Raw genomic sequence first — 13813 nt, forward strand, 5'->3', positions numbered from 1 at the left:
TGCTCGAATCACATTGTTAAGTGCTATCAGTCACTTGTATATATTTTTGATAAGTCATGGCAGTGGCTATGAGTAGCCGGCCACCAATAAACTATAATTTTTGACATCAAATTAATATGTCTGTATTATTGGACATATGGAAATAACAAATGCTATCGCAAGCTTCGCTGCGCTCTCTCAAGATACTCGTCTCAAAGCCTTTAGGTTACTTGTCAGTCAAGAGCCCGAGGGTTTACCTGCGGGTGAGATAGCCCGTCAGCTGTCTGTACCACATAACACTATGTCGGCGCATTTATCGGTGCTGGCACGAGCAGGGTGGGTAGTGTCAAAACGCCAAAGTCGGCAAATAATCTATCGCGCCTCGCTTACGCATATGGAGGCGGTCGTGCAGTTTTTATTGCAAGATTGCTGTGCGGGACATCCAGAGCTGTGTGCCTCGCTCATAGATAGTTTAAGCGGCTGTGAGACTGCCAAATCTAATAACCAAGACAGTTTTTAGGACAAGCACTAAGCAGCTAGCTACTATTAATAAACATCTTCTTAATAACTATAGTCGATTCTAAATAAAACAGATACATTATATGTCAACGTGGAACTGGTATAAATTTTTCTGGCGTGCTGTGCCTGCGCAGATAGAGGCTGCGTAAAATTCATCCCAGTTCCACTGTATCGTTTTTATGCTGAATTCTCTATAGATTCAAAAATAGGTGAAATCGCTATGAAACCATTAATTTTTCATAATCCAAACTGCGGTACCTCTCGCAATACGCTTGCCATCATAAAGGCATCAGGTGAGCAGCCAGAAGTGGTGGAGTATCTAAAAACCCCGCCGAGCCGTGATGAGTTGGTTGCGTTGCTATCGAAGATGAATATCTCGCCAAGAGAGTTACTACGTAGCAAAGAAACCATCAATGATGAGTTGGGCTTAGATAAGCCTGAGTTATCTGATGATCAAATTATCGATGCAATGATTGCCCATCCTATCTTAATTAACCGTCCTATCGTGGTCACAGATAAAGGCGCAGCGTTATGCCGACCATCAGAGCGAGTGTTTGAATTGTTAGAAAATCCAGTGAGCAGCTTTACAAAAGAAGATGGCGAGACGATTTATCATGACAAAAGCGAATAAAAATCAGCCTCACGCAGAGGATTCATTGAAGCTAGATGACTTGCCCAACATTGATGCCAGTCAATTACAACCGATCGATATTGAATCGCTGATTGCCCCAAATGATCCACGTCATCCGCCAAAGATACTCGTGCTATACGGCTCATTACGTGAGCGCTCGTTTTCTAGGTTGGCAAGCGAGGAGGCAAGTCGGCTATTGCGTTGGTATGGCTGCGAGGTAAGGATGTTTAATCCATCAGGTCTACCGCTACCTGACGATGCTGATAGCGATCATCCAAAGGTACAAGAGCTGCGCGAGTTGGCGCAGTGGTCAGAGGGTATGCTGTGGGTGAGTCCAGAGCGTCACGGTAGTATCACCAGTATTATGAAAGCACAAATCGATTGGATACCACTCGCACTGGGCGGCGTACGTCCAACCCAAGGCAAAACCTTAGCGGTGATGCAAGTCAGCGGTGGCAGTCAAAGCTTTAATACCGTCAATCAGCTGCGTATTCTTGGGCGCTGGATGCGTATGATTACTATCCCCAATCAATCGTCTATCCCTAAGGCCTTTTTAGAGTTTAACGACGATAATCGCATGGACAAGTCGCCCTTATATCTGCGTTTCGTTGATGTCTGTGAAGAGCTAGTAAAGTTTACTTGGCTCACTCGTGGACGCTCAGCCTATTTGACAGATAGGTACTCTGAGCGGGTGGAAAGTGCCGAAGCAGTGTCGCAACGTGTCAATCAAAAGTCGCTTTAATATCTCCTAGTTATAATCAACACGCTGTAAATAAGGTTGCCCCATGCTCGCATTAACTATCTTTATCGTGACTTTGGTTTTGGTGATATGGCAGCCTAAAGGATTAGGCATTGGTTGGAGCGCGCTGGGTGGGGCTTTAATCGCCTTAGCTTTTGGCGTGGTGCAGTTATCCGATGTCGGTATTGTATGGGACATCGTCTGGGATGCGACCTTTACCTTTGTGGCGCTGATTATTATCTCGCTTATCTTGGATAGAGCGGGATTTTTTGGTTGGGCGGCGCTACATGTGGCCAGACTTGGCAATGGGCAGGGACGGTTATTGTTTCCCATGATTGTGATATTGGGCGCGTTTATCTCGGCGTTTTTTGCCAATGATGGCGCTGCATTACTTTTGACACCGATTGTTATCGCTATCTTGCTACGGCTTAAGTTTTCACCGCCGTCGGCATTGGCTTTTATCATCGCCACAGGCTTTATCGCTGATACCGCAAGTTTGCCGTTAGTGACTTCTAATCTGGTTAATATCGTCAGCGCCAATTATTTTGATATCGGCTTTGGGCGTTATGCGGCGGTCATGGTGCCAGTCAATATTGTCTCTGTCATCGCAACATTAGCAGTGTTATGGGTAGTATATGCGCGCCAAATTCCAACATACTATTCCATTGCCAATCTTAGCGCACCTGCATCCGCTATCGAAGATCCGCTGGTGTTTAAAGCCGCCTTTCCGCTGCTCGCCTTGTTGTTGGTTGCTTATTTTGCCACCGAGTCACTAGGTATTCCTATCTCCCTCGTCACGGGAGCGGCGGCATTGGTATTAATGGCCATCGCTGGCCGCTGGTGGCAAGGCGGACGAGATGCCGTTGTTTCTGTGCCTGATGTTGTACGTCACGCGCCTTGGCAAATCGTCTTGTTTTCTGTGGGTATGTATTTGGTGGTGTATGGCTTGGGTAACGCAGGGCTAACGGCTTATGGTGCCCAAATACTGAATTGGTTAGGGCAGCAAGGCAATATCATCGCTACAGTAGGGACTGGATTCCTTTCAGCAATCGTGGCTTCTATCATGAATAATATGCCATCGACCTTGGTAGGTGCACTGGCTATCGATAGTGCGCAAGTACCCGCAGCGACTCGCGAGCTGATGATTTATGCCAATGTCATTGGCAATGATTTGGGACCGAAGTTTACGCCCATCGGTAGCCTTGCGACCTTGTTATGGCTACATGTCTTAGCAGAGAAAGACTATAAAATCAGCTGGGGCCAGTATATGAAAATCGGGCTGATTATCACACCGCCAGTGTTATTAGCCACGCTGTTGGCCTTGGTATTTTGGTTGCCCATGCTGCCAAATCAATAAAAGCCAGTTTTATGTAGGATCAACTCTATATTGGTTTTATAGTGTATGGATCATAGGAGAATTTCTTTAAAGTCTTGGCTGTGTCATCCTCAAGGCATGCTGTCATCTAATAAACAACTGTTCTCCAAATCAGAACTTTGATTTGTGATTGCTGCTGTTTATTTCGCTTGAGTTAACCAGTACACTGTTATTATGCTTTGGCGAAATATTACAGACATTTCAGATCTTTAAAGCGATAATGCCTAACAAATCCTAATTAAGAATACGTCATTAAAAACAAATAATTGGAAATAAATACTAACAAGGAGCGCGATATGGGTTTATTAGTCGATGGCAAATGGCAGGATAAATGGTACGACACAGACGCGAGTGACGGCCGTTTCCAGCGTGAAGAATCTGGCTTTAGAAACTGGATCACCGCAGACGGCAGTGCTGGGCCATCAGGTATTGGCGGCTTTAAAGCCGAGCCCAATCGTTATCACTTGTATGTGTCTTTGGCCTGTCCTTGGGCGCACCGTACCATGATTTATCGCAAGCTAAAAGGCTTGGAGGACATGATATCGGTTTCGGTGGTGCATCCGTTTATGGGCGAAAACGGTTGGACGTTTGCAGAAGGCGAAGGGGTGGTCGCTGATCCAGTACTCAATGCAAATTATCTCTATGAAGTCTATACAGCAGCCAAGTCCGACTATACAGGGCGCGTCACTGTACCGACGCTGTGGGACAAAAAAACCAATACCATCGTCAGTAATGAGTCGTCTGAAATCATTCGTATGTTTGATTCGGCATTTGACGAGGTTGGTGCTTTACCAGGTGATTGTACACCGTCCGCGCTGTTAGCAGACATCGAGGCGATGAATGAGCTGATCTATCCTGCGATCAATAACGGTGTGTATCGTACTGGCTTTGCGACGACGCAAGCAGCCTACGAAGAAGCGGTCATAGAGATTTTCGATGCGCTGGATATATTAGAGCAGCGTTTGGAGGCGCAGCGTTATTTGACAGGTGATACCATCACTGAGGCAGATTGGCGCTTATTTACAACATTAGTGCGTTTTGATGCGGTGTATGTGGGTCACTTTAAATGTAATATACGCCGTATCATCGATTATCCAAACCTTTGGGGCTATCTGCGCGACTTGTATCAGGTACCAGGTATCGCAGAGACGGTGGATATGGATCATATCAAGGAGCATTATTACGGCAGTCATGCAAACATTAATCCAACGCGTATCGTGCCTGTTGGGCCGTATTTGGACTTTACCACGTCTCATGATCGTGAGCGTTTATCGGCTTAAGGGTTTATAAGTCGTGAACCAGAAGAGCAGGTGGTAAGCTCATGACCTCTGCAACCATATCCTTATACCAAACCCAAAAAGTACGATTAACTTTGTCAAACTTGCTAAGTCTACTAGGAGTAGTACTTGCACAAGTTTTCCGCGTTACTCTAATTTTTGGGAATGGTATTAGATATGGACTCATTAAGAAGTTTCCAATAAATAAAAACAAACCTATCGTTGCGATAGGTTTGTTTTATGTTGGTTTAAAGAACTGTTCTAAAGCACAATTTTCTAAAGAACTATGTTTTCTTGTTCGCCTTTTTGCCATTTAACAATGTTTTCAAAGGTAATTTCGGCTCTTCTTACCATCGCTTCTTCTGTTGCAAAGCCGATATGCGGCAGTAGAACGACATTCGGAGCCTCTAGGATCGGGTAATCTGCGGGAACGGGTGGCTCCATATCGACTCTATCTAAACCAGCGCCCGCGATTTCTCCCTTGCGCAGTGCCTCTGCCAATGCCTCATTATCAACAATCGGACCCACAGCTGTGTTGATTAAGAATGAGCTGGTTTTCATCAATGCCAGCTTGTCTTTATCAATTAAGTGTTTGGTTTCATCGGTGAGAGGCGTATGCAGGGTCACAATATCACTCGTCTTTAAGACTTCATCTAACGACTTATACTCTACGCCTTTACTTATCAACTCTGGCTTTTCACTTCTGTTATATGCGATGACCTGACAGCCGAACGCTAAGCCTAGTTTAGCGACTGCCCCGCCTATGTCTCCCGTACCTAAGACGCCCAAAGTTTTACCTTTTAAATCAAGCTGTCTGTAGCCATCCTTGGTACCGCCGTCTCTGACGACCGCCTCTAAAGGTACGATATTACGTAACAGTGAAATGATCAGCCCAAACGTAATTTCTGCTACAGAGTTGGTGCTATAACCCGCAGCATTGGAGACTTTAATCCCTTTCTCTTTGCACTTTTCTAAATCGATATGATTGAAGCCCGTGAAGGCGACGGAAATATATTTTAAATTTTCTGCAGTATCGATGACTTCACCGCTCAGTGGTGTATTAGCGAGGACTATAACCTCTGCATCTTTGATCCGTGTTTTGAGCGTCTCATCGTCTAATTTTCCATCGTCATATACCAATAACTCATGGCCATTATCCGTCAAAGGTTTTGATAATGTATTTAATACTTCATCACTAATTCCTAGCGACTCTAAGATTACAATTTGCATTTTTTTATTTTCCCTCTATTTTATAGCAACATTTAACAATACGGTTAAATTATTAACTAAGTGTATCATTATTCAGGGTTTTTTTGAAATGTCTTCATGTGGACAATAAAACTACTTTATAAAGCGAATCTGCAAATTCAAATTAAAATATAAATCCTCACCTTCTTGATAAATACTGCCAAAAGCATATCTTGTCGTGCTTGCTGTTTCTAGTTTGGTATTAGCAAACAAATAGTCCTCAAAGTCATTCCTATTATAAAGGTGATAGCAAAGTACCTCGCCATCATCTTTAACCACTAAGTACCCGCCAGTAGCATCATATTTTCCAGTCCAAACCTTGGCAGGTGTTAGGCCTAATGCCATATCGGTAAGCATCTTTTTTACCTTGTAGGTGTAAAAACGGTGTTCATTTGAATTATCAAAGCCGATAGGGTTTGAGTTTTCTATCAGTTGAACCAAGTCAGCTACAGTAGATGAGTCTTTAGTATAAAAACTAAGAAGCATCTCACTGATTATTTGGGGCAAAAGGCTATCAATTAATATGAGGTTATTTGAAAAGGTGCTATTTAAGATTTTATCAAACGTCAGAATACCACCCAGTATTTTTATTTTTGCGACCCTGTCTATAATTTTTTTGCGACCCTCAATGGCGTTTATTTCAGCTAATTGAGTGCTTGTTAACCCATTAACTTTATAGCGAAAGTTTGTTGTTTTCCCTGCGTTTAATAAAGTCGAGGGGCTGCCAAGCTGCGATTTGATACTAAAGCCAAGGACAGGTTGTTGATTGGTTTTTTCATCGTGAATCACGATGGTGATATCGGTTTTTTGGGTGGATGATGCTTTTAAAGATTTACAGTGGATTTGCTCCATAAAAGCTTCTATTTCTGGAATAGCAAAAGTAGTGTTTTTAAGTTTTTTATTATTTAGAACTTGCTTAAGAGTTATCTGTGCTTTTCGCGTAAATTCTTCGGCAGGTAATCTCAATAGCTCTTTTCCATTTGAGGATATGAATACTATGTTTTGATTGATTTGGTATTCAAAATTTCCGCTTGCTTCTGTTCTTAAGACTTTGATTACTGGGTAAACAATATCTTCTAGCTTTTCTAGCGACTCGTTACCTGCATAAAGTTTTTCTTCACCTAACACTTTGAGGAGGGTATAAATCTCGCTCCATTCACCGATATTGCCTTTTATCGTCATTGTATTTCCAAAGTATTAAGTATTTGTTTAGCGGTTGCTTGAATAGCCGGAACTGCTACCGAGTTACCAAACTGTTTATACGCCTGAGCATCTGAAACCACAAGTTTATAACTGTCTGGAAAGCCTTGAAGTCTTGCCCATTCTCTCGGTGTCATTTTACGGACACCCTCACGGTTTACTTCACCTTTGATATTAGTGACGGGTGTGAAGTTGGTTAATCTATTGTCTAATACTAAATTACGTTCTCGTCCCATGCCACCACAAACGACTGCATTGGCAATACCATCATTTTTCAAAATTTCATAACCAAAACCATTGCCTTTATCGGCATGTCGTTTTTTATGTTCTACTAATGTAGATAGATATTGTTTGGATAGATAGTATTTAACAGACACTTCTTTTTCTTCAATAATATCGCTAACACAAGTATCCAAAGACAGTGGCTCAGGGTACTGGAATGAATTTATATTTAAGTCTTTTCTAAAACCCACTATAAATATGCGCTCTCGGTTCTGAGGTACTCCAAAGTCTTTTGCATTCATTATCTTTGGTTCTGGCACATAGTATCCAAGATCTTCTCTTAGCACATTTAATATGGTTGCTAAGGTTCTCCCTTTATCATGGTTGGTCAAACCTTTAACGTTTTCTAAGAAAAAAGCTTTAGGTTTGTGTTTGGCAATAATTTCAGCGACGTCAAAAAAAAGAGTCCCTCTAGTGTCCTCAAACCCACCTCTTTTGCCAGCGATAGAAAACGCCTGACAAGGAAAACCTGCACATAAAATATCAAATGACTTAGGGATGGCAGCCTTAGTTTCAGGAAGGGTAATATCACCAAAGGGTAATTTTCCAAAATTGGCTTTATAGGTTTGCTTTGAATAAGTATCCCACTCACTCGAAAAAACACAACTGCCGCCAAGGTTCTGTAGTGCCAATCTAAAACCACCAATACCAGCAAATAAATCTATAAAAGTAAATTTCGGGTTGTCAGGTGCTAGGAATGGGTAGTCTATGTTTACATTGTTCTCAAGTGAGTTCATAACATCTTCAACCAAATCCTCAGATATGGTCTCATTAGGAAACTTCCATGATAATGCGGCTTCTAAAAAGTCAAATGCTTCAACTTTGAAGTGATCAGAGTATAAGTTGTTTGTATTATTCAAAAAGTGCGTCAGTGCTGCAATCTTATTTTGCTGATGGATGAAGTCTTTTTTAAACTTCCTATTTTCAAGGATTTCTTGCAAGAAGTTATCTGTAATTTTCATGAATAGGTCTCATAGTTGAGTAGGCTGGATTTTTAACCCAGCATATCGTTAAATCTTTTCCTGAATACTGGTCTAAAGCCACTTAAAAGCTATTATATCGCAACTGGATGTGCAACTTTGTGCTATCTGGTCACTGCATTTTTTTAATCTATATAGGCTGGTTTTTAGCCAATCACTATAATGTTTCAGGGTTTGTGCTGGGCTAAAGCCTCAGCCTACTAGCTAATCGTTTATAGAATAGTCTTCTGCTAAAGTAACCTGTATATCTAAAAGCCACCGAATAAGGGATAATAGCCGTTATAGATTCTACGACACTATAACAGTTAAAATAAACCGAAACTTATAGCCATAGATAGACATCCAATACCGCGAACTTACATAACAAGGCAGTCCTGCATGACCAATGATAATCCTTATAATTTTTTGCCCCTACAACCTACCGGCAGAAACGAAGAAGACAACGTAAATACCTATGCTCCTGAAGACATGATAAAGATATACGAGCAGCAGTTTCTCACGCAAGTACCTGAAGACCAGCTAACCGAGTTTTTACCTGCGCTAAAGAGATTTTATGATATCGATAATAATACTTTAGACATCAGTGCGGTCATTTTTGACGCCATAGCCGACTCTACTATCATCTATAATCACAAAGTAAAAACAGGCGATTATCAAATAGTAGGAAGCTTAGTCACAGAGCAGATGGAAGTAGAAGAAGACGAAGAAAGTGATGAAGGTCAAGAAAGCCTAGACAACCAAGCCTACACGATAGACTGTATGCGTACCTTTTTTATCAATGATGTAGAGATACCTTATCACTTTAATTTATTCATCCAAGGCGACAGCTACTCCACCTTGACCGAAAAAAACACCGTACTAGAAAAAATATACTGGCTGGTAAATGCGGGGTTTGAAGAGCATCTATTGGGTGATCCTAAAGAGTTAGCAAGCTTAGAGACTATCAACGAAGAGCTGGCCAGCTTAGGTATCAGGGAGATGGATCTGAACACCATCCATCAATTGGTCAATTATATTGAAGACAATCTGATCGATGATGAGATGGCAGAAGCGCTGAATACCCTAATAGATGACGCTGAATAGGGTTGGCTGTAGTCGTAGGGTGATATTTGCGCCCTTGTCTCTTGATCAGATGCAAATGACAGCCATTTTAAAACAATCACGCAAAAAAACACCGCTAACAATAAATCGTTAGCGGCGTTTTCGTATTGGTACCAGTGGTCGGACTCGAACCGACACGCTTTTAAAGGCAACGGATTTTGAATCCGTCATGTCTACCAATTCCATCACACTGGCATGTAAGGTGATAAGCTTATACTGCTAAACATTATCGAATTGGGCTACAGGATTAACTGTATAGGCGCGTATTATAGCAGGCTATAATAAGCCGTCAAGAATTATTTATCGAATTATCGCTTAACCGACAAAGGCACGCTCAACCACATAGTCCGCTTGCACGCCCATACGTGGTGAAACCGTGAGACCAAAGTCATCTAAAATCTTCGATAGATCAGCATTAAAAGGCATACTACCGCAAATCATAACGCGATCATCCTCTTTATTTATCGGCGGTAGACCGATGTCTTCAAAGAGCTTGCCTGATGTCATAAGATCGGTCGCACGTCCCGTGTTTCTAAAGTCTTCACGGGTGACGGTAGGATAGTAGATGAACTTTTCACGGTACCATTCACCAAAGATCTCATCATTGGGCAGCTCGTTTTCGAACATCTCACGGTACGCCAAATCCTCTACATGACGCACGCCATGCACCAAGATGATTTTCTCAAAGCGCTCATAAACCTCTGGATCACGTGACAATGACAAAAATGGTGCCAGGCCTGTACCTGTGGCAAGCATATATAAGTGTTTGCCAGGCAACAAATCGTCCAATACCAGCGTGCCTGTGGGTTTTTTACTGACCAATAGCTCGTCACCAACTTTGATATGTTGCAGACGTGACGTTAAAGGGCCGTCTTGCACCTTGATCGAAAAGAACTCTAAATGCTCTTCATAATTCGGACTGGCAAGTGAGTAAGCACGCAGCAGCGGCCTGCCATCGACGACGAGACCTATCATCGCAAACTCGCCATTGCGAAAGCGCAAGCCGTCATCGCGCGTGGTTTTGATGCTAAATAGGGAGTCGTTCCAGTGATGAACCTCTGTGACCGTTTCGGTGCGAAGTTTTGACATAAAGTCCTCGTTTATAAGTTGCTGTCTGCGTCGATAGGTTTAAACTTATTTAATTAGGTACTAAATAAAAAATTTCAATGGTAAAAACAATGCGTTAAATGTTATCAAGCTACGGAAGTTATTTTAGTTATAGAAAATGCTTATTTTTCGAAAACGCATCCAAAATCTCAATAATACGGCGTACGTGTCCATTAGGCTATGGGGCACTATTCTAACATCTTATGGTGCATTATAAATAAGAAGAGGTGCCTATAGCGTATAGAGGATGCTTATGGCGCTTAGTTAGAGTACGGTAAGGTACGAAATTAAAAGGCTTTTCTCAAATTTCCCGCTCATAATAGCAAACTTTAAAATAAAAGTCCGTCTGGCAGCGACTGTGTGGCATGATAAAATGGAATATCGTTAGCGAGTAATTTTGTATCATGGGATATATCTGTTTTACCCAAGGTAGATTGTCACTATTGCAGAGATTTTTAGACATTTTTTTGGAGAAGGTTTTGGAGGGGTATTTGGAAGTTTTTTTGGAGGGATTGTATGTCTGCTGACAAGGCATGGTTAGATCATGACCATCAAAATGATGTTCATCGAGACAGCTATCATCAAGCGCCCATTATTGGCTATCACCGTGCGCCACTATCACAAAAATTTGGTGCGCCAAGACAGCCAAACTTGGTTGCGCTGATGAGCGTGATAGAGATGGTGGCGCCTTACGATGTGCCCGAGGCGTTTGTCGGTTTAGAGCATTTTAGCCATCTGTGGCTCAGTTGGCAGTTTCATCATAACTATATTAAACAAGATAAAGCTAAGCAAAATGAAACCAAAGGCCATTCTAACGAGCGCCATAACGAGCAGTCGGACACAGCAAATGCAAATAGTACTACGTTTCGTCCGCAAGTCCGTCCGCCAAGACTCGGCGGTAATCAAAAGGTTGGCGTATTTGCCAGTCGTAGTATGTATCGACCGTCAGCTCTGGGACTGTCTGTGGTCAAGCTTGAGCGCATTGAGGTGATCGAAGGGCGCGTGCTACTGATGATTAGCGGCGCTGATATGATCGATGGTACACCGATTATCGATATTAAGCCTTATATCGCTTACAGCGATGCTGTGGCTGACGCTAAGAGTGGCTTTGCGACCGCTGCGCTTGAGAAGTTAGTAGTGCAGATGACTGACACAGCCAAGCAGCAGTTTATGCAAATAGCTCATGAGCAACAGCAGGCTCAGCAAAACGCTGACAAACAACCATCGACGCATGACAGCGTGCTCTATCGTCTACAAAGCCGCTTGATAGATGCAGATATTGAGCGTATTAAAGACCTTATCGCCTATGATCCGCGCCCTGCTTATCGCCGTGATGAGATGAATACCACTTTTATCATGCGTTATAAGTCGGTCGATGTGAGTTTTCAGCTCATAGAATCGGGGCAGTTGCAGATAACGGCTGTTGTAGAGGTTAAGGATGCCTTATAGTATTGCAGGCTGATTTTTAAGTTGTTGAATCTACTATACCAATTATATTTGACCATTATAAAAGAAGAAAAATATGTCTGCTCAGAAGTATTCGATAATGATTGATCTGCGTTGGTGCTTAGATGAGCTACTAGCGGATAGAGTCATTGATCAGCGCGGCTATAATTTGGTGATGACCAGTCGCCGTGATAAAGATCAGCATCCACTGTTGACCATCAGTGAGTTTGGGCTGCCGAATGGCCACGCCTTTGGTAGCGACCCAGAGCAAACATTGACGCTGGCATGGCTCAATCAGTGGCTAGCAGCCAAAGCAGATATGGCGCTCGTGCGTATTGATCCGCTAAAGATCGATGTGCCCGCCGTGACGCAGCTGATGTCGTTTGAATACGCGCGCTCGCAGCATATTTTGCCGATTGAAGTCACGATGGATGAAGTGGTCATCGGTACTGATCAGCCGTTTTATACGGATTGGCACGCTAATATAGAAAAGCTGATTAAATCCAAAACTTATCGCACCGTCTATATCAATCCTGAACAAATCAATCGCTATCGGCAAGAGTTCTATCAAGTCACGCAAGCGATTGCAGGTGCCAACTCCATCCATAAACGCGCTGCTGCGGATGTAACCAACGTCGAGGCGCTATTACAGCTGGGCGACAACAATAATCCCGATGCCAATGACCAACATATCGTCAAAGTCGTCGATTGGCTACTGCAATATGCCTTTGAGCAGCGTGCCAGTGATATCCATCTAGAGCCACGGCGTGAGACAGGCAAGGTGCGCTTTCGTATCGATGGAGTGCTGCATACGGTTTATGAGATGCCACTGGCGATTGTAGTAGCAGTGACGGCGCGAATCAAAATCTTAGGGCGGCTCAATGTCGCAGAGAAGCGCAAACCGCAAGACGGGCGTCTAAAGACCCGTACTCATAATGGCATGGAGACCGAGCTGCGCCTGTCTACCATGCCGACTGCTTTTGGTGAAAAGCTGGTCATGCGGGTATTTGACCCTGAAGTGCTGGTGCGCTCGTTTGCTCAGCTTGGCCTGTCAGGTAAGCAGCTCGAGAGGTGGCAGGAGCTGACGGCGCATCCAAATGGCATTATTCTGGTGACAGGCCCGACTGGCTCTGGTAAGACCACCACGTTATATAGTACGCTCAAGCAGCTCGCCACTGAGCAAGTAAATGTCTGTACCATCGAAGATCCTATTGAGATGATTGAGCCAGCTTTTAATCAGATGCAAGTCAATCCAGGCGTGGATTTGCACTTCGCTGACGGTATTCGCTCCCTGATGCGGCAAGATCCAGACATTATTATGGTTGGCGAGATTCGCGATGCTGAGACTGCCAATATGGCAGTGCAGGCCTCACTGACTGGACACTTAGTGCTATCAACTTTGCATACCAATGATGCGCCCAGCTCTATCACTCGTCTGCATGATTTGGGTATTCAGCCGTTTTTGACGTCGGCGACCATATTGGGCGTGATGGCACAAAGATTGCTACGTACATTATGTCCATACTGTAAGCAAGCAGTGGAGGTGAGTGCAGATAGTGAAGTGGCCATCCAGTGGCAGGAGTTGGTACAGCCTTGGCGTGCTGCAGTGCCAGCTCAAGTTTATACAGCTCGTGGCTGTGAGCACTGTCGTCATACGGGCTATCAGGGCCGAGTCGGTCTCTATGAAATCATGCCCTTATCAAATGAGCTAAAAAAGCTGGTAGCGGCTGATGCCAATTTGGATGTATTGAAGCAGCAAGCCTACCGCGAAGGTGTGCAGCCACTGCGCCTATCTGGTGCCAAGCGCATCAGTGAAGGGGTGACGACCATAGAAGAAGTGATGCGCGTGGTGCCTTTACATTGATCGGACTTGAAAACAGCCCTCTTTAGAGCAATGATTAGTATTACGATCACCAAATTTGATTACCA

General features: G+C 43.5%; 12 protein-coding genes and 1 tRNA gene. 8 read left to right on the forward strand and 5 right to left on the reverse strand.

What is annotated here, in order from left to right; all coding sequences use genetic code 11:
- The first annotated feature begins 136 nt into the window (after positions 1–136).
- From JMX03_RS05730 to JMX03_RS05750, 5 genes are all read left to right on the forward strand, one after another.
- Positions 137–499, forward strand: coding sequence for an ArsR/SmtB family transcription factor (locus tag JMX03_RS05730; protein ID WP_201595126.1), 363 nt, complete (start codon positions 137–139; stop codon positions 497–499).
- A gap of 219 nt (positions 500–718) precedes the next feature.
- Positions 719–1129, forward strand: coding sequence for an arsenate reductase (glutaredoxin) (gene arsC / locus JMX03_RS05735; protein WP_201595128.1), 411 nt, complete (start codon positions 719–721; stop codon positions 1127–1129).
- Positions 1113–1871, forward strand: coding sequence for an arsenical resistance protein ArsH (arsH, locus tag JMX03_RS05740; protein WP_201595130.1), 759 nt, complete (start codon positions 1113–1115; stop codon positions 1869–1871). The genes arsC and arsH overlap by 17 nt, the downstream gene beginning before the upstream one ends.
- A 43-nt stretch (positions 1872–1914) precedes the next feature.
- Complete coding sequence (locus tag JMX03_RS05745) at positions 1915–3225, forward strand: arsenic transporter (protein WP_201595132.1); 1311 nt, start codon at positions 1915–1917, stop codon at positions 3223–3225.
- A gap of 314 nt (positions 3226–3539) precedes the next feature.
- On the forward strand, positions 3540–4523 hold the full coding sequence (locus JMX03_RS05750) for a glutathione S-transferase family protein (protein ID WP_201595134.1): 984 nt from the start codon (positions 3540–3542) through the stop codon (positions 4521–4523).
- Positions 4524–4796: 273 nt separating this feature from the next.
- Here JMX03_RS05750 and JMX03_RS05755 read toward each other — a convergent pair whose 3' ends face one another.
- From JMX03_RS05755 to JMX03_RS05765, 3 genes are all read right to left on the reverse strand, one after another.
- Complete coding sequence (locus JMX03_RS05755; RefSeq protein WP_201595136.1) at positions 4797–5750, reverse strand: 2-hydroxyacid dehydrogenase; 954 nt, start codon at positions 5748–5750, stop codon at positions 4797–4799.
- Positions 5751–5861: 111 nt separating this feature from the next.
- Positions 5862–6950 (reverse strand): HpaII family restriction endonuclease, encoded by a 1089-nt coding sequence (locus JMX03_RS05760; protein ID WP_201595138.1) that lies wholly within the window; start codon positions 6948–6950, stop codon positions 5862–5864.
- Positions 6947–8212 carry a DNA cytosine methyltransferase gene (locus tag JMX03_RS05765; protein ID WP_227695384.1) on the reverse strand — a complete coding sequence of 422 codons (1266 nt, stop codon included), beginning with the start codon at positions 8210–8212 and terminating at the stop codon, positions 6947–6949. Before JMX03_RS05765 ends, JMX03_RS05760 begins: the two co-directional genes overlap by 4 nt.
- Positions 8213–8608: 396 nt before the next feature.
- Here JMX03_RS05765 and JMX03_RS05770 point away from each other — a divergent pair, with 396 nt between their 5' ends.
- Positions 8609–9313, forward strand: a complete 705-nt coding sequence (locus JMX03_RS05770) for a hypothetical protein (protein WP_201595140.1) — start codon at positions 8609–8611, stop codon at positions 9311–9313.
- A 126-nt stretch (positions 9314–9439) separates the two neighbouring features.
- On the opposite strand, the gene JMX03_RS05775 is transcribed toward JMX03_RS05770, so the two are convergent.
- Positions 9440–9526 (reverse strand) — tRNA-Leu (locus JMX03_RS05775).
- A gap of 120 nt (positions 9527–9646) precedes the next feature.
- On the reverse strand, positions 9647–10420 hold the full coding sequence (locus JMX03_RS05780) for a ferredoxin--NADP reductase (protein WP_201595142.1): 774 nt from the start codon (positions 10418–10420) through the stop codon (positions 9647–9649).
- Between the two features lie 534 nt (positions 10421–10954).
- Between JMX03_RS05780 and JMX03_RS05785 the strand changes: the two genes are divergently transcribed.
- Entirely contained in the window at positions 10955–11887 is a 933-nt protein-coding gene (locus JMX03_RS05785; protein ID WP_201595143.1) for an SAM-dependent methyltransferase, read from the forward strand.
- 73 nt (positions 11888–11960) lie between these two features.
- Positions 11961–13748 (forward strand): GspE/PulE family protein, encoded by a 1788-nt coding sequence (locus JMX03_RS05790; RefSeq protein WP_201595145.1) that lies wholly within the window; start codon positions 11961–11963, stop codon positions 13746–13748.
- Positions 13749–13813 lie beyond the last annotated feature (65 nt).

This window comes from Psychrobacter fulvigenes (genome assembly GCF_904846155.1).
In the GTDB taxonomy this organism is placed as follows: domain Bacteria; phylum Pseudomonadota; class Gammaproteobacteria; order Pseudomonadales; family Moraxellaceae; genus Psychrobacter; species Psychrobacter fulvigenes.